Origin of the sequence: Streptomyces sp. WMMB303 (assembly GCF_029351045.1) — a bacterium.
Classification (GTDB): domain Bacteria; phylum Actinomycetota; class Actinomycetes; order Streptomycetales; family Streptomycetaceae; genus Streptomyces.
On the sequence record NZ_JARKIN010000001.1, the window covers coordinates 5,793,195 to 5,809,568 of the forward strand.

The window sequence follows — 16,374 nt, forward strand, 5'->3', positions numbered from 1 at the left end:
CTCCGCCGCCCGGCCCTGCGGGCCGGGCGGCGGGGACGGCACCTACCGGTGCCGGGTGGGTGCTACTTCTTCACGTACAGCGACGTCGGCTGGATGTCGTGCAGCTGCTCGTCGTAGTACATGCCACCGATGTTCGAACCGGAGAGCTGGACGGCCTTGTAGTAGTGCATCGGCACGGCGGGCACGTCCTCGGTGAGGATCTTGTCCGCGAGCTTCTGCCACTCCTCGGCCGCCTTGTCCGCGTCGGACAGGGACCGGATGCGGTCCATCTCCTTCTCGAACTTCGGGCTCTTGTGGTGCGAGTAGTTGGCGGCGCCGTCCTGCACCTGGCGCCCGTCGAACAGGTTCGGGATGACGGTCGAGGAGCTCGGCCAGTCGGCACCCCACGAGTTGTGGTAGATGTCGTAGCCGTTCTTGACCTTGCCGATCTGGTCGTAGTACGTGTCCTGGATGATGTCCTTCTTCTGGACGTCGAATCCGGCCTTCTCCAGGTTCTGCGTCGCGGCGACGGCGAAGTCCTGCCACTCGGGGGAGTTCTGGTAGGCGAAGGTGAGCTTCATGCCCTTCTTGCCGGACTCCTTGAGCAGCTCGGCCGCCTTCTTGACGTCACCCTGCGGATTCTTCAGCTTGTCGAAGGGATCGGTCTTCTTGTGGCCCACCAGGGTCGGGCTGATGTAGTTGCCCGCCATCTCGGCGCCGCCGGCGCCGCCGAAGGCCGAGACGATGGACTGGTTGGGGATCGCGTAGGCGATGGCCTGCCGGACCTTCTTGTTCTTGATCCGGTCCATGTTGATGTTCAGGTAGCTCACGTAGGACTGGTAGCCGGAGACCGAGCGCTTCTTGATCTCCGGGTCGGTCCGCACCTTCTGCAGGCTGGAGGCGTCGACCTGGTTGGTGAAGCTGGTGGCGGTCTTGTTCTCACCGGCGTCCGACATCAGCCGCTTGGTGGAGTCCTCGAAGGAGACACCGAACTGGATGTTGAACGCGTCCGGGTACTGGTGCCGCGCCGGGTCCGTCTTGGGGTCCCACTCCTTGTTGCGGACCAGCTTCATGTTCTTGCCGGACTTGAACGACGCGATCTTGTACGGGCCGCTGCACAGCGGCTTCTTGTCGTACTTCTCCTTGGTGTCCTTCTCCTCGGACACCGCCGCGTAGCCCGCCATGGCCAGCGCGTAGGGCAGCTCGGCCTGCGGCTTCTTGAAGTGGAAGATGATCGTCTTGTCGTCCGGGGTCTCCAGGACGTCATCGGGCAGATGCTTGCCCTTGTAGGGGCCGTCCTTGAGCAGGTCGCGGTACTTGGCGCCACCGGTGTCGGCCAGCCACTGCTGGATGAAGGTCGGGCCCTCGGTGACGAAGGGGGCGAACGTCCGCTCGATGGTGTGCCGGATGTCCTTCGAGGTGATGGCCGAGCCGTCCTCGAATTTGATCCCGTCCTTGAGCTTGTACGTCCAGGTCTTGCCGCCGTCGGACTTCTGGCCGCTGTCGGTGGCCAGGTCGCCCACGACCGCGTACTCGTCGCCGCTGACCCGCTTGTAGGTGGTCAGACCGCGGTGGATCAGCGTGGCGAGGGCGCCCTCGTCGCTGACGTAGATCTGCGCGGGGTCGAGGTGGGCGTAGCTGTCGCGCTGCAGCACCTTGATGGTGCCGCCCTTGCGGCCGCCTTCGACCTCCTTGGCCGGCCCCTTGGAGCCCGCCGCGTCGGCGAAGGTGTAGGAGACGTCCGAGCCTTGCTTCTTGGCCTTCTCGTCCTTCGATTCGCTGTCGTCGCCCCCGCCGCCGCTGCTGCAGCCGGTGAGGAACAGCGCCCCGGCGGCGAGCGCCGCGAGGGAGGCACGCGCCGTGCGTATGCTCACTCTGCTCATGGTGGTGTCTGCACCTGCCTGTCGGTTGTCCGTCGCTGCCTGACTGATGCCGTACGGGGTGGCAGCACCCCCCACCACTCGGTCGCGCCTGGCCCTCATCGGCCTGACTTCGGGTCGAACGCGTCCCTGACCGAGTCTCCGAGCAGGTTGAATGCGAGGATGAAGATCACCATCGCGCCGCCCGGGAAGAACATGTAGGTGATGTCGCTCTGGTAGATCTCGGCGCCCGTCGCGAACATCCGGCCCCAGTCGGGGGTGGGTTCCTGCAGGCCGATGCCGAGAAAGGAGAGTCCCGCGATGGCGGTCACACTGTTGGGCAGCATGTAGGTGGCCTGCACCAGGATCGGCGTGACGAGGTTCGGCAGCAGTTCCTTGCGGACGATGCGGCCGGGCGGGGTCCCGGCGACCTTCGCGGCCTCGATGAACTCCCGCTCCCGCAGGGACAGCGTCTGGCCGCGCAGCAGCCGGGCCAGCGTCATCCAGCCCAGCAGCCACATCACGTAGATCAGCACGCAGGCGCGCAGCCAGGTGGGCATCTCGTCGCCCGGGTCGACCAGCAGCGCCCCCACAACCGGGGTGAAGGCCACGAAGAACAGCTGGTTGGGGAAGGACATCATCAGGTCGGTGAACCGGCCGAGAAAGTAGTCGACCTTGCCGCCGAAGTACCCGCCCGCGACTCCGATCACGATGGCGGTGAGCACCGACAGCAGGGTGATGATCACCGCGAGCGAGAGGGAGGTGCGGATCCCGTAGATGAGCTGGGTGAAGACGTCCCGGCCCAGACCCGGCTCCAGGCCGAACCAGAACTCGCCGTCGATGCCGCCGTTGGGCTTGACCGGGTAGAAGTTCTCGTTCAGCAGATCAGGCCGCAACTGCCCGTAGCGGGTGTAGGGGTCCTTGCCGTACAGCTTGGCGATCACCGGTGCCAGGGCCGCGATCAGGAAGAAGGCGAGCACGATGCACGCCGAGATCACGCCCGTGCGGTCGCGCTTGAAGCGCATCCACATGAGCCGGCCGGGGGACCGGCCCGCGAGTTCGTCCTTCTTGGCAACTCGCGTAGAACTCAGACCGGCGTCCTCGGGACCAGGGGTGTCGGCCCCGGCTGCCGCAGCCTGGGAAGTACTCGTCATCGCGTGTGTGCTCCCGCGCTCATATCTCGCCGAGACCCGAATCGTTGGGCGTGATGCGGGTGGGTTGAGCCGGACTTTGGCAAGCGGGTTACGTGCCAGTCAAGGGGTGTTGGGCAGGCTCGATGCTGTCCACCGCTTTCTTGAGCGAACGTTGCGCAGATCGAGGTGGCAACGTGCTTGACATCACATCGCGCTGCCGGGCAAAGCCGCCCAGGCCGCCAGGAATCGCCTTAACGGTTCCGCAACATGGCCGTCGTCTCTCCGATATCCGAAGCAGCCGCCCTGAAGTGCGTACGGAATCCAACTGCTCCGTATGAGTGATCACTTGGAGTTCCCAGGCGCGAGCGATGCACATCGTGCGAAGATGGAGCGGCGGTCGGAGTGCCGTGCGGCGCGGCGCCAGGGGAGCTTGTAGCCGGACGGCGATCACGGGTAGACACGGACGGATCCGGGGACATCGCGACACCGCACACACGGGGGGCCGAGCCATGGGCCAGGACAGGACACTCGCGCGCGGAGCGCGCGCCTTCGGGGCCCTGCTGACGGCAGCGCTCGCGCTGATCAGCCTCGGCTGGATCGCCCGGGACTTCGCCAGGGCCCACGAGGTCATCGACGTCTGGTGGAACTGGGCCGGACTCCCCGCCCGCGCCGAGGACGGCGTATGGGTCACCTCGTTCCTCGAACCGACGCTCGTGCTGCTGTACTCGATCGCCGCCGTGACCGCGTTCCGCTCCTCGTCATCGGCGGCGATACTGACCTGCACCGGCCTGCTGACCGTCGCCGTGCGGGTGCCGGGCCTGTGGAATCTCAACGCCGACTGGATGCAGGGCGTCCCGGACGGGCTGCTGAGCAAGGTGCTCTTCAGCACCATCGCCGCGATCGTCATCGGGGCCGTCCTGGTCGTCACGGCGATAGCCGGCCGCCACCCCACCCACGCCGGTTTCGACGGGTACGGCCCCGGACCGTACGGCCTCGACGGCCGGGACGAGCCCGACCCCGCCGACGGCCCCCCGTCGGGACCCACCCGGAGCGGAGCCGTCGCCGCCTTCCTGCTGCTGGGAACCTGCGGGGTGGTGCTCGCCGCATGGGAGATACGCACCTGGCAGCAGTACGGCTGGGAGCGCTACGCGCACACGCTCACCGGCGAGCGCGGGATCGTCCGGCTGCTGGACGCACCGACCGGCTGGACGCTGTGGGCCGTCGTCGTGCTCAGCCTGGTGACGGCGACCGCGGCCCTCGGCGGCGCGCCCTTCTCCCGTCCGCTCGGCCTGATCGCCTCCGCGCCGCTGCTCGCCCTCGGCGTCTTCGGGACGGCCTTCAGCCTCAAGCTGGACTTCTTCCGGCACCTGGACGACCTCGGTATCGAGAGCCGGCTCCATGTCCTGACGAACGTGTTCGAGGCGGCCGCCGGGCTCGCCGTGCTGCTGGCCCTCGCCAAGGGCACGGTCCGGGACTCCCGCGCTGTCTCCCCCTCTCCGGACCGGCATCTGACCACCTCCTGACGGAACCGGTCCCTCCGCGCGGCGCCGACGGCACCGTCGCCCGGCCGTCCGCGCACCGGAGGCGGCCGTCCGGGAACACGCTGTCAGCGGTTCGACGGAGGGATCACCGCAGTGCGCTCGGCCGCGAAGTGACACGCGGACGGGTGGTGCACGGGCTGGTCGGGCAGGGTGCCGGCGAAGTTCTCCGGCAGTGCCAGCGCCGGTTCCTCGACGACGCAGCGCTCCTGGGCCTTCCAGCAGCGGGTGCGGAAGTGACATCCGGAGGGCGGGTTGGCCGGCGAGGGCACATCGCCCTCCAGCACGATCCGCTCGCGCCCGTCCTCCGTCTCCGGGTCGGGCACCGGCACCGCCGACAGCAGGGCCTGGGTGTAGGGGTGGGTGGGATGCTCGTAGATCTCCGTCTCGGTGCCGATCTCCACGATCTTGCCGAGGTACATCACGCCGACGCGGTCGGAGATGTGCCGCACGATGGACAGGTCGTGCGCGATGAACATGTAGGAGAGCCCGAACTCGTCCTGCAACTGCTCCATCAGGTTCACCACCTGCGCCTGCACCGACACGTCCAGCGCCGAGACCGGCTCGTCGGCCACGATGATCTCCGGACGCAGCGCCAGCCCCCGCGCGATCCCGATCCGCTGCCGCTGACCACCACTGAACTGATGCGGATACCGGTTGATGTACTCGGGATTCAGCCCGACCACATCCAACAGCTCCCGCACCCGACGACGCCGGTCCCCCTTCGGCGCCACCTCCGGATGAATGTCGAACGGCTCCCCGACGATGTCCCCCACCGTCATCCGCGGATTCAACGACGTGTACGGATCCTGGAACACCATCTGAATGTTCCGCCGCACCGCCTTCAAAGCCCGCCCCGACAGCTTCGTGACGTCCTCGCCCCGGTACCGGATGGTCCCCGAAGTGGGCTGTTCGAGGTGGGTGATCAGCTTGGCGACCGTGGACTTGCCGCAGCCCGACTCCCCCACGATGCCCAGCGTCTCGCCCGGGTACAGGTCGAAGGAGACACCGTCGACGGCCTTGACCGCGCCGATCTGCCGCTTGAAGAGGATGCCCTGCGTCAGCGGGAAGTGCTTGGCCAGATCCCGCACCTCCAGGATCGGCTCGCCCGCCGGGTCTGCGGTGCCCCGGTGCGGTCCCGTCGCCGGATTCCGCGCCTCCCGGGCCGCGCCGTGCCCCGAGCGGTCAGCGTCCATCGAACATCTCCCTCCAGAAGTGGCAGGCGCTGTGCCGCTGTGCGGACACCTCGTACAGCGGCGGCTCGTCCGTGCGGCAGACCGCGCGCGCCATCGGGCAGCGCGGGTTGTAGGCACAGCCGGGCGGGATGTCCAGCAGGCTGGGCGGCATCCCGCGGATGACGTTGAGCTGCTGCCCCTTCTGGTCCAGGCGCGGGATGGAGTCGAGCAGGCCCTTGGTGTAGGGGTGGGCGGGTGCCTGGTAGAGCTCCTTGACCGGTGCCGTCTCCACGATCCGGCCCGCGTACATCACCGCGATCTTGTCGGCCACGTCCGCCACCACGCCCAGATCGTGCGTGATCAGGATGAGCCCCATCGTGTACTCCCGCTGGAGTTCCGCGAGCAGCTCCATCACCTGGGCCTGCACCGTGACGTCCAGCGCCGTCGTCGGCTCGTCCGCGATGATCAGATCCGGCTCCAGCGCCAGCGCCAGCGCGATCATGATCCGCTGCCGCATACCCCCGGAGAACTGATGCGGAAAGTCGCCGACCCGCTGCCGCGCCGCCGGGATGCGGACCCGCTCCATCAGCTCCACGGCCCGCGCCCTGGCCTCCTTGCGGCCCAGGCCCTGGTGGACGCGGAACATCTCGGCCAGCTGGAAGCCCACGGTCAGCACCGGGTTCAGCGACGAGAGCGCGTCCTGGAAGATCATCGCCATCTTCGAGCCGCGGATCCGCCGCCGCTCCTCCTCGGGGAGGCTCAGCAGGTCACGCCCCTGGAAGAGGATCTCGCCCCCGGTGATCCGGCCCGGCGGCATGTCGAGGATCCCCATCACGGCCTGTGCGGTCACGGACTTGCCGGAGCCGGACTCGCCCAGCACGGCCAGTGTCTCTCCGGCCTCGACGGTGTAGCTGACGCCGTTGACGGCCCGCGCCACTCCGTCCCGGGTGCGGAACTCGACGAACAGGTCGCGGACTTCGAGCAGACTCACCGCACTCACCTCAGCTTCGGGTCGAGGGCGTCGCGGACGGCGTCGCCGAGCATGATGAAGGCCAGCACGGTGAGGCTGAGCGCGGCGGCCGGGTACAGCAGGATGTGCGGCGCGTTGCGGAACTGCATGCCCTGGGAGGCGGCGGAGATGTCCGCTCCCCAGGAGACCGTGGGCGGCTGGAGCCCGACGCCGAGGTAGCTGAGCGTGGCCTCCAGCGAGATGTAGGTGCCCAGCGCGATGGTCGCGGTCACGATGACCGGCGCGACGGCGTTGGGCAGGATGTGCCGCACCATCATCCGGGCGTTGCCCGCACCCAACGCCCGGGCGGCCTGTACGTAGTCGTTCTGCTTGACGGTGATGACGGAGCCGCGCGCGATCCGCGCGACCTGCGGCCAGCCGAGCAGCACGATGAAGGTGACCACCGTCCAGACGGACCGGCTGCCGGTCATCGACAGGAAGACCAGGCCGCCGAGGACGATGGGGATGCCGAAGAAGATGTCGGTGAGGCGGGAGAGCAGGGCGTCCCACACCCCGCCGAAGAACCCGGCGAGTCCGCCCAGCAGGCTGCCCAGCACCGCCACTCCGGCGGTGGCGCAGACACCGACCGTCACCGAGGTGCGGGCGCCGTACACGACCCTGGTGTAGACGTCGCAGCCCTGGGTGTCGAACCCGAACCAGTGCCCGGCCGAGGACGGGTCCAGCGAGCGCCCGAGCCGGCAGGAGAGCGGATCCCGGGTGGCGATCAGACCCGGCCACAGGGAGATCAGCACGAGGAAGGCGATGATCAGTCCGGCGATCACGAACACCGGGTTGCGCCGCAGCTCGTGCCAGGCGTCGGACCACATGCTCCGCCCCCGCGCGGGCCGCCCGCGCCCGGACGGGGGCGTGCCCTCGAGTCCCCCTCCCCCTTCCTCGGCCAGCTCCTCCATGGCCCCGCCGGGTCCCTCGATGGCCGGCGTCCCCGTCATGCGCTCCCCTCTCTTCCCGCGGCCGCGCCGCTGGCTGCCGCGGGTGCCGCGGCGGGGGCCGGGCCGTTCCCGGCGGTGTCGGAGGCGTCTCCCCGGCGGAGGCGGGGCGGGTCAGGCATAGCGGATCCTCGGGTCAAGCACCGCGTACAGGAGGTCGACGAGCAGGTTCGCGAGGAGGAAGACGATGACGAGGACGGTCACGAAGCCGACGACGGTCGGTGAGTTCTGCCGGACGATGCCCTGCCACAGCTGGAAGCCGACCCCGTGGATGTTGAAGATCCGCTCGGTGACCAGCGCCCCGGCCATCAGGTTGCCGACGTCCGTCCCGAGGAAGGTGACGACGGGGATCAGCGAGTTGCGCAGCAGGTGCCGCACGGTGACCCGGCGTCGGGAGAGCCCCTTGGCCACGGCGGTCCGCACATAGTCGGCACGGGCGTTCTCCGCGATCGAGGTCCGGGTGAGCCGGGTGACGTAGGCCAGCGAGACGAGGGCGAGGACCAGCGCGGGCAGCAGCAGTTCACGCGCCGGCGCCGCGGGCGAGACGGCCGGGGAGATCCAGCCCCACTTCACGCCGAGCACGTACTGCGCGAGGCTGCCGGTCACGAACGTGGGGACGGAGATGACGACGAGGGTCAGCATCAGCACGCCGCTGTCGATAGGGCGCCCGCGGCGGAGCCCGGTCAGCACTCCCAGGGTGATGCCGACGAGGATCTCGAAGACGATGGCGAGCACCGCGAGCCGGATCGTGATGGGGAAGGCCGTCGCCATCAGTTCGGTCACCGGCTGGCCGTTGAAGGCGTTTCCGAAGTCACCGGTGAAGATGTTGCCCATGTAGAGGACGTACTGCTGCCAGATGGGCTTGTCGAGGTTGAATTCCTCGCGCAGTTGCGCGGCGGTGGCCGGGTCGGGAGCCCGTTCTCCGAACATCGCGTTGACCGGGTCCCCGACGGCGTACACCATCACGAAGATGAGGAAGGTCGTCCCGATGAACACCGGGATCATCTGGAGCAGTCGTCTGACGACGTAGCGCCCCACGGCGGCTCACTTGACCTTGATGTCGGTGAAGACCGGGACGGAGAACGGGTTGAGTTTGACGTCGCTGACCCGGCTGGAATAGCCGGCGTTCCCGTTCTGGTACCACAGCGGGATCGCGGGGAGGGTGTCCAGGATGCGCTTCTCGGCCTGCTGGAAGAGACCGATGGCGGCCTTCTCGTCAGTGGCGGAGTTCGCCTTGTCCATCAGCTTGTCGACCTGCGGGTCGGAGAAGCCGGAGTCGTTGGAGGAGGCGTCCGTGTAGAAGATGGGCTGGAGGAAGTTCTGGATGAGCGGGTAGTCCATCTGCCAGCCGGTCCGGAACATGCCCGTCATCTTCCGGTCGGTGATGTCGGAGCGGAACTCGCTGAAGGTGGGCACCGGGTTGACGGTGCAGGCGCTGTTCCGGCCCAGCGTGCGGTTGATGCTGTTGCAGACGGCCTCCATCCACTGCCGGTGCGAGCCGGTGTCGACGTTGGAGGTCAGGGTGATCTTCCCGCCGGGCAGCCCGCCGCCCTCCTCGATGAGCTTTTTGGCCTGCTTCGGGTCGTAGCTGCACACGTCGCCGCAGAGGCCCGGCTGGTAGCCTCCGGCGGCCTTGAGTACGGGCGAGGTGAGGTCGGTCGCCGGCTCCCGGGTGCCGTGGTAGATCTTTTCGGACACCTGCTTGCGGTTGATCGCCATGGAGATTCCGCGGCGCACCTTGATGGCCTTCTCGCTCTGCCACGCCTTGTCGTACATCGGGAAGGAGATGGTCTGGATGATGCCTGCGGGCTGGTTGATGTAGCGCCCGCCCAGGTCCCGCTTGGCGTTCTTGAGCTGCCCGGCGGGGAGTTCGTCGACGACGTCCAGGTTTCCGGCCTGGAGGTCGGTGTAGCCGGTGTTCTGGTCGGTGTAGACCTTCAGCTCGACGCCCTTGTTGCGGGGTTTGTCATCCCCGGCGTAGTGGGTGTTCCGGGACAGTTTCATCGACTGGCCCTTGGTGTAGGAGTCCACCTTGTACGGGCCGTTTCCGACGGGCTTCTCCAGCCAGCCGCTGTGATCGGTGAAGAAGGATTTCGGCAGTGGCGCGTAGGCGCTGTACCCGAGGGTCTGCGGCCAGAGGGAGAACTTCTGGTTGAGCTTCACGGTGAAGGTACGGGCGTCCTTCACCTTGAGTCCGGAGAGGGTCTTCGCCGTCGGCTTGCCCTTTTCCGGGTGGACATCCTGATAGCCCTCGATGTACTGGAAGAAGTACGAGTTGATCTGCTTGTTCGTGACGAGCGCGCCGTAGTTCCAGGCGTCCACGAAGGACTTGGCCGTCACGGCGGTGCCGTCGGAGAACTTCCAGCCCTTCTTCAGCTTGACGGTGAAGTTCTGCTGGTCGTCGCTCTCGATGGACTCGGCCACGGCGTTCTCGGCCGCGCCCGTGGTCGGGTTGTACTTCTTCAGACCCCGGGAAATCATGTCCAGGACCTTGCCGCCCTGCACCTCGTTGGTGTTGGCGGGCTCGACGGGGTGCTGCGGATCCGTCCAGAACGCGCGTACGACCCCGTCCGCAGAACCGCCCCCGCCGCCGTCCGAACTGCTGGCACACGCTGTCGCCGTCAGAGCGACGGCCCCTGCGGCGGCGAGCGCCCGCCGGATCACGGTGGTGCGGGTGGCTGCACGCATGGTGCCTCCTGGTGCGCTGGGGTCCGAGTACGCCTCAGATCCACATAACACCTTTTGACACCATATGCCTGGCTGCCCTGCCCGGCGCGGAACGGGCCGGAACCCGTTCGGAGGACACCGCCGGCCGACGCCGGCGGTGTCCTCTCCCCTCCGAGTCCCCTCCGAGCCCCCCAGCCGGGGCGCGAAGGCCCGCGATGTCAGGCGGCGACCACCGCGGCGTCCTCCTTCGCGAAGTGGCAGGCCGAGGGGTGCGCCGCACCGGACCCGGTGCCCTCGAACACCGAGGGCACCGCCAGCAGCGGCACCTCCTCCGCACACCTGTCCGTGGCCTTCCAGCAGCGGGTGCGGAACCGGCATCCGGAGGGCGGGTTGGCCGGCGAGGGCACATCGCCCTCCAGCACGATCCGCTCGCGCTTCCCCTCCGCCTCCGGGTCGGGCACCGGCACCGCCGACAGCAGGGCCTGGGTGTAGGGGTGGGTGGGGTGCTCGTAGATCTGCTCGTCCGTCCCGATCTCGGCCATCCTGCCGAGGTACATCACGCCGACGCGGTCGGAGATGTGCCGCACGATGGACAGGTCGTGCGCGATGAACATGTAAGAGAGCCCGAACTCGTCCTGCAACTGCTCCATCAGGTTCACCACCTGCGCCTGCACCGACACGTCCAGCGCCGAGACCGGCTCGTCGGCCACGATGATCTCCGGACGCAGCGCCAGCCCCCGCGCGATCCCGATCCGCTGCCGCTGACCACCACTGAACTGATGCGGATACCGGTTGATGTACTCGGGATTCAGCCCGACCACATCCAACAGCTCCCGCACCCGACGACGCCGGTCCCCCTTCGGCGCCACCTCCGGATGAATGTCGAACGGCTCCCCGACGATGTCCCCCACCGTCATCCGCGGATTCAACGACGTGTACGGATCCTGGAACACCATCTGAATGTTCCGCCGCACCGCCTTCAAAGCCCGCCCCGACAGCTTCGAGATGTCCTCACCCTTGTACCGGATGCTCCCGGAGGTCGGCCGCTCCAGGTTCATCAGCAGCTTGGCGACCGTGGACTTGCCGCAGCCCGACTCCCCCACGATGCCCAGCGTCTCGCCCGGGTACAGGTCGAAGGAGATGCCGTCCACGGCCTTGACCGCGCCGATCTGCCGCTTGAAGAGGATGCCCTGCGTCAGCGGGAAGTGCTTGGCCAGATCCCGCACCTCCAGGATCGGCTCGGAATTCTCGCACCGCTCAGGCATCGATCGTCTCCTTCCAGAAGTGGCACGCGCTGCCGCGGGCGTCGTCGACCTCGGCGAGCGGGGGGAGCTCGGTGCGGCAGATGTCCCGCGCCGCCGGGCAGCGCGGATGGAAGGCGCAGCCCTCGGGCACCCTGGCCATGTTGGGCGGCAGCCCCTGGATGGCGTACAACTCCTGGCCCTTGCGGTCGAGCCGCGGGATGGATTCCAGCAGGCCCTTGGTGTAGGGATGCGCCGGGGCCCGGTAGAGCTCCTTGACCGGCGCCGTCTCCACGATCCGGCCCGCGTACATCACCGCGATCTTGTCGGCCACGTCCGCCACCACGCCCAGGTCGTGCGTGATCAGGATGAGCCCCATGTTGTACTCGCGCTGCAGATCGGCGAGCAGCTCCATCACCTGGGCCTGCACCGTGACGTCCAGCGCCGTCGTCGGCTCGTCCGCGATGATCAGATCCGGCTCCAGCGCCAGCGCCATCGCGATCATGATCCGCTGCCGCATACCCCCGGAGAACTGATGCGGGTAGTCGTTCACCCGGGCTTTGGCCGCAGGGATCTTCACCCGCTCCATCAGTTCGATCGACCGGGCCTTGGCCTCCTTGCGCCCGAGGCCCTGGTGAACGCGGAACATCTCGGCCAGCTGGTAGCCCACGGTCAGCACCGGGTTCAGCGACGAGAGCGCGTCCTGGAAGATCATCGCGATCCGGGCGCCGCGTATCTTGCGCCGTTCCTCCTTGGACATGGTGAGCATGTCCTCGCCGTGGAAGAGGATCTCGCCCTGGGGTATGCGCCCTGGCGGCATGTCGAGGATGCCCATGACCGCCTGCGCGGTCACCGACTTGCCCGAACCGGACTCGCCCAGCACCGCGAGCGTCTCACCGGCCTCGACGCTGTAGTTGACGCCGTTGACGGCCTTGACGACACCGTCCCGGGTCTGGAAATCGACGTGCAGGTCGCGCACTTCGAGGAGGGTCATGTCTTCTCCCGCCTCCCTCAACGGCTCTTCGGATCGAGGGCGTTGCGGACCGCATCGCCTAGCATGATGAACGCCAGCACGGTGAGGGACACCATGACGGCGGGGGAAATCAGAATGTGCGGCGCGGTGCGCAACGCGTCCTTGCCGTTGGAGACGTCCACACCCCAGGAGACCGCGGGTGCGGCCAGGCCGATGCCCAGGTAGGAGAGGGTCGCCTCGGCCGCGATGTAGCCGCCGAGCGCCGTCGTGGCGACGACCACCACAGGGGCGAGCGCGTTGGGCACGATGTGCCGGAACATGATCCGTACCGTGCTCGCGCCCAGCGACTTCGCAGCGTGCACGTAGTCGCTCTGCTTGACCGTGATCACCGAACCGCGGGCCACCCTGGCGATCTGCGTCCAGCCCAGGAAGAGCAGCGCGGCGATGACGACCCACAGGTTGCTCTTGGTGAAGGTGGTGAGCACGACCATGGCACCGAGCAGGAAGGGGATGCCCTGGAAGATGTCGGTGATCCGGGAGAGCACGCTGTCCAGCCAGCCGCCGAAGTACCCGGCTACCAGGCCGACGATGCCGCCGACCAGCGTCACCGACAGCGTCACCAGTACACCGACGAGCACGGAGGCCCGGGCGCCGTGGACCATGCGAGCCCACACGGATCGGCCCTGGGTGTCGTACCCGAACCAGTCCTCGCCGAAGAAGTGGGTGTAGCGGGGCTCGCCCTGGTAGTGGTGCGTCAGGTCGCCCACTGTCGGAGAGGCGGAGGTGAACAGGCCGGGGAAGGCGACCATGGTGAGCAGCAGCACGATCAGCACGGCCGAGATGACGAACATCGGGTTGCGGCGCAGGTCCTGCCAGGCGTCGGTCCACAGACTGCGGCCCTTGGCCGGCTTGGCGTCCGCGCCCGACGGGTCGGGCTGCGGGTCCATGGACGCCGATGCGGGCACGTTCAGGGTCTCAGTCATAACGGATCCTCGGGTCCAGGACCGCGTAAAGCAGGTCGACGAGCAGGCTGGCGACGAGATAGACGATGACGATCAGCGTGGCGATGCCGACGACTGTGGAGCCCTCGCGCCGGTTGAGCGCTTCGAAGATGGTGTTGCCGACGCCGTGCACGTTGAAGATGCCCTCGGTGACGACCGCACCGGCCATCAGCGCGCCGATGTCGGTACCGAGGAAGGTGACCACCGGGATGAGCGAGTTGCGCAGCAGGTGGATTCCGACGACCCGGCGACGCGGCAACCCCTTGGCGATGGCGGTGCGTATGTAGTCGGCCCGCAGGTTCTCCGCCACCGAGGTGCGGGTGAGCCGGGTGACATACGCCAGGGAGAGCGCCGCCAGCACGATGGCGGGCAGCAGCAACTGCCCGATATCCCGGGAGTCCTGCACGGTGGGGGTGAGCCAGTCGAGCTGGAAGGCGAAGAGGTACTGGAAGAGGTAGCCGAGCACGAAGCTGGGGATCGAGATCAGCAGCAGCGTGAAGATCAGGACGATCCGGTCGAATGCCTTGTCGGCGAACAGGCCGGAGACCATGCCGAGCAGCACGCCCACCAGGACGGTGAAGACGAACGCGAAGAGCGTGAGCCGGATCGTCACCGGGAACGCCTGCTCGATCACGTCGGCCACCGGCCGCTGGGTGGCTATCTGGGTACCGAAGTCGCCCTGGAACAGCCCGATGAGGTAGTTCCAGTACTGGTGCCACAGGGGCAGGTCCATCCCGAGCTGGTGCTTGATGGCCGCGATCTGTGCGGGGTCCGGCTGCTTCTCGCCGTAGAGCGCCGCCACGGGGTCGCCGGGCAGCGCGTACATCATGCTGAAGATCAGCAGAGTCGACCCGATGAAGACCGGGATCATCTGGAGCAGTCGCCGCGCGACATAGCGCCCCATAGTGCCTCCGTAACGGAAAGAGGATTCAGGCGACGGCCGGGACCGCCCGCGTCCGTGCGGGCAGCCCCGGCGTCAGCGACGTGCTGCTACTTGACGGTGATGTCGGTGATGAGGACGTTGCCGTCGAAGCCGACCTTGACGCCGTCGATGTCCTCGCCGTGCACGATGTTGGCCGCGTAGTCCCACAGCGGGATCGAGGGCATCTTCTTCAGCAGTTCCTTCTCCGCCGCCTGGTAGTCCTTGACGGAGGCTTCGAGGGAATCGGCGTGGTCGCCCTTGGTGAAGAGCTCGTCGACCTTCTTGTCGGAGAACCGGCCGTAGTTGGTGGAGGCGCCGGTCTTGTACAGGTCCTGCATGAAGTTGATGTTCAGCGGGTAGTCCGCGAGCCAGCCGCCGCGGTACATGCCCTTGACCTTGTCGGCCTGGCGGCCCTCGAGGTCGGTCTGGAAGTCGGGCTTGGAGTCACCGACGCACTTGACCCCGGTGGCCTTGGTGATGCTGTTGCAGACCGCGGTCACCCATTCCTTGTGGCCGCCGTCGGCGTTGTACTGGATCCAGATCTTGTTGCCCGGGATGCCGCCGCCGTCCTCGATGTACTGCTTGGCCTTCTTCGGGTTGTAGGACAGCACATCGGTGTCGAGCTTCTGGTAGCCCTTGACCTGGGGCGGGGTGAAGCCCTTGGAGGGTATGCGGGTGCCCTGGAGCACCGTCTTGGTGATCGTCTTGCGGTCGATGGCCATCGACAGGCCCTGGATCACCTTGGGGTCGACGTCCTTGAACGGCTTGGAGTAGAAGGCCGGGACGATGCTCTGAGTGCCGGCGTAGGGCACGTCCAGGGCGCGGTCGCCGAAGTCGGCCTTACGCTTGGGCAGGTCCTTGGGACCGACGCCGTCGACCAGGTCGAGGTTGCCGGAGAGGGCGTCCTGGTAGGCGGACTCCAGCTTGGAGTAGTTCTTGAACTGGATGCCCTTGTTCTTGGCCTTGTTGGACCCCTTGTAGCTGTCCACGGCCTTGACCTGGATCAGCTTGTTGTGAGTCCACTTCTGGAACTCGTAGGGGCCGTTGCCCACCGGCTTCTGGCCGAAGCCCTTGGGGTCCTTGTAGAACGACTCGGGCAGCGGGGTGAAGGTCTTGTAGCCCAGCTTGTACTCGAAGTACGGGACCGGCTCGGACAGCTCGATGGTGAAGGTCTGGTCGTCGACGACCTTCAGCCCGGACATCTCGTCCTTCTTCGGGTCGCCCTTCTCCGGGTGGACGTCCTCGTAGCCCTTGATGTCGCCGAACCAGTAGCTGTTGGCCTGCTTGTTCTTGACGTTGGCCATCCAGTTCCACGCCTTGACGTAGGACTCGGCGGTCACGTCCGTGCCGTCGTGGAACTTCCAGCCCTTCTTGAGCTTGACGGTCCAGGTCTTGTTGTCCTTGGTGTCGACCGACTCGGCGTTCATGTTGACCAGGCCGCCCTTGGCGTCATACCCGACCAGCCCGGTGAACAGCGCGTCGATGACGTAGCCGCCGAACTTCTCGTTGGTGTTGGACGGCATCAGCGGGTGCTGGGGCTCGCCGTTGAACATCGAGACGTACCCAGCGGGCTTTCCGGCGGCCGAGCCGCCGTCACCGTCCGAGCCGCCGCAGGCCGTGGCCGCCAGGGCCACCGCCGCCGCGAGAGCGGACCACTGCATCGTCTTCGCGCCGCGCATGGGGCGTCCTCCTCAGAGTTTTCGCCAAGAGAAAGGGGGCGGTGCCCGGATCCGACAGTTCTGCCGGATCAACACAACACGCCCCCACGCTCGCGGAGTCGGCACCCACATGACGGTGCGTGACTCTCTAACCCGAGCTCGATGACTTCACTATCCGCCTTCACCCCCTTGTTGAACCAGAGTCAACGAGTCTCATTTTGGTTACACATGCAACTTCTTATCCGTTATTCGGAGAGCGAAAGTGCGCCAAT

At 67.2% G+C, this 16,374-nt stretch carries 13 protein-coding genes; 1 reads left to right on the plus strand and 12 read right to left on the minus strand.

Features of this window, described 5'->3' with window-relative positions; translation table 11 throughout:
* Positions 1 to 62 precede the first annotated feature (62 nt).
* Both P2424_RS25165 and P2424_RS25170 read right to left on the minus strand, forming a co-directional pair.
* Positions 63 to 1,862 carry an ABC transporter substrate-binding protein gene (locus P2424_RS25165; RefSeq protein WP_276477988.1) on the minus strand — a complete coding sequence of 600 codons (1,800 nt, stop codon included), beginning with the start codon at positions 1,860 to 1,862 and terminating at the stop codon, positions 63 to 65.
* Between the two features lie 95 nt (positions 1,863 to 1,957).
* Positions 1,958 to 2,992: an ABC transporter permease gene (locus P2424_RS25170; protein WP_276477989.1), complete on the minus strand. Its 1,035-nt coding sequence runs from the start codon at positions 2,990 to 2,992 to the stop codon at positions 1,958 to 1,960.
* 488 nt (positions 2,993 to 3,480) lie between these two features.
* Between P2424_RS25170 and P2424_RS25175 the strand changes: the two genes are divergently transcribed.
* Positions 3,481 to 4,494, plus strand: a complete 1,014-nt coding sequence (locus tag P2424_RS25175) for a hypothetical protein (RefSeq protein WP_276477990.1) — start codon at positions 3,481 to 3,483, stop codon at positions 4,492 to 4,494.
* A gap of 83 nt (positions 4,495 to 4,577) precedes the next feature.
* On the opposite strand, the gene P2424_RS25180 is transcribed toward P2424_RS25175, so the two are convergent.
* The 10 genes from P2424_RS25180 to P2424_RS25225 form a co-directional block, all read right to left on the minus strand.
* Positions 4,578 to 5,705 carry a dipeptide ABC transporter ATP-binding protein gene (locus P2424_RS25180; protein ID WP_276477991.1) on the minus strand — a complete coding sequence of 376 codons (1,128 nt, stop codon included), beginning with the start codon at positions 5,703 to 5,705 and terminating at the stop codon, positions 4,578 to 4,580.
* A complete protein-coding gene (locus tag P2424_RS25185) occupies positions 5,695 to 6,675 on the minus strand; it encodes an ABC transporter ATP-binding protein (RefSeq protein ID WP_276477992.1) in 981 nt (326 codons plus the stop codon). Before P2424_RS25185 ends, P2424_RS25180 begins: the two co-directional genes overlap by 11 nt.
* A gap of 5 nt (positions 6,676 to 6,680) precedes the next feature.
* A complete protein-coding gene (locus tag P2424_RS25190; protein ID WP_276477993.1) occupies positions 6,681 to 7,643 on the minus strand; it encodes an ABC transporter permease in 963 nt (320 codons plus the stop codon).
* 111 nt (positions 7,644 to 7,754) lie between these two features.
* On the minus strand, positions 7,755 to 8,678 hold the full coding sequence (locus P2424_RS25195) for an ABC transporter permease (protein ID WP_276477994.1): 924 nt from the start codon (positions 8,676 to 8,678) through the stop codon (positions 7,755 to 7,757).
* Between the two features lie 6 nt (positions 8,679 to 8,684).
* The gene (locus P2424_RS25200) at positions 8,685 to 10,328 is read right to left on the minus strand and encodes an ABC transporter substrate-binding protein (RefSeq protein ID WP_276477995.1); all 1,644 of its coding nucleotides are present in this window, start codon (positions 10,326 to 10,328) and stop codon (positions 8,685 to 8,687) included.
* 197 nt (positions 10,329 to 10,525) lie between these two features.
* Entirely contained in the window at positions 10,526 to 11,572 is a 1,047-nt protein-coding gene (locus P2424_RS25205) for a dipeptide ABC transporter ATP-binding protein (protein ID WP_276477996.1), read from the minus strand.
* Positions 11,565 to 12,542 carry an ABC transporter ATP-binding protein gene (locus tag P2424_RS25210; protein WP_276477997.1) on the minus strand — a complete coding sequence of 326 codons (978 nt, stop codon included), beginning with the start codon at positions 12,540 to 12,542 and terminating at the stop codon, positions 11,565 to 11,567. The genes P2424_RS25205 and P2424_RS25210 overlap by 8 nt, the downstream gene beginning before the upstream one ends.
* Before the next feature lie 17 nt (positions 12,543 to 12,559).
* Positions 12,560 to 13,468, minus strand: coding sequence for an ABC transporter permease (locus P2424_RS25215; protein ID WP_276479122.1), 909 nt, complete (start codon positions 13,466 to 13,468; stop codon positions 12,560 to 12,562).
* A gap of 28 nt (positions 13,469 to 13,496) precedes the next feature.
* A complete protein-coding gene (locus P2424_RS25220) occupies positions 13,497 to 14,426 on the minus strand; it encodes an ABC transporter permease (protein WP_276477998.1) in 930 nt (309 codons plus the stop codon).
* 86 nt (positions 14,427 to 14,512) lie between these two features.
* The gene (locus P2424_RS25225; protein WP_276477999.1) at positions 14,513 to 16,123 is read right to left on the minus strand and encodes an ABC transporter substrate-binding protein; all 1,611 of its coding nucleotides are present in this window, start codon (positions 16,121 to 16,123) and stop codon (positions 14,513 to 14,515) included.
* Positions 16,124 to 16,374: the final 251 nt, after the last annotated feature.

What these genes read in the sequence shown, in the direction of transcription:
- P2424_RS25210 (WP_276477997.1), bottom strand. Translation starts at nt 12,542, where the DNA reads ATGACCCTCCTCGAAGTGCGCGACCTGCACGTCGATTTCCAGACCCGG.
- P2424_RS25215 (WP_276479122.1), bottom strand. Translation starts at nt 13,468, where the DNA reads ATGGACCCGCAGCCCGACCCGTCGGGCGCGGACGCCAAGCCGGCCAAG.
- P2424_RS25205 (WP_276477996.1), bottom strand. Translation starts at nt 11,572, where the DNA reads ATGCCTGAGCGGTGCGAGAATTCCGAGCCGATCCTGGAGGTGCGGGAT.
- P2424_RS25190 (WP_276477993.1), bottom strand. Translation starts at nt 7,643, where the DNA reads ATGACGGGGACGCCGGCCATCGAGGGACCCGGCGGGGCCATGGAGGAG.
- P2424_RS25175 (WP_276477990.1), top strand. Translation starts at nt 3,481, where the DNA reads ATGGGCCAGGACAGGACACTCGCGCGCGGAGCGCGCGCCTTCGGGGCC.
- P2424_RS25220 (WP_276477998.1), bottom strand. Translation starts at nt 14,426, where the DNA reads ATGGGGCGCTATGTCGCGCGGCGACTGCTCCAGATGATCCCGGTCTTC.
- P2424_RS25200 (WP_276477995.1), bottom strand. Translation starts at nt 10,328, where the DNA reads ATGCGTGCAGCCACCCGCACCACCGTGATCCGGCGGGCGCTCGCCGCC.
- P2424_RS25225 (WP_276477999.1), bottom strand. Translation starts at nt 16,123, where the DNA reads ATGCGCGGCGCGAAGACGATGCAGTGGTCCGCTCTCGCGGCGGCGGTG.
- P2424_RS25170 (WP_276477989.1), bottom strand. Translation starts at nt 2,992, where the DNA reads ATGACGAGTACTTCCCAGGCTGCGGCAGCCGGGGCCGACACCCCTGGT.
- P2424_RS25165 (WP_276477988.1), bottom strand. Translation starts at nt 1,862, where the DNA reads ATGAGCAGAGTGAGCATACGCACGGCGCGTGCCTCCCTCGCGGCGCTC.
- P2424_RS25180 (WP_276477991.1), bottom strand. Translation starts at nt 5,705, where the DNA reads ATGGACGCTGACCGCTCGGGGCACGGCGCGGCCCGGGAGGCGCGGAAT.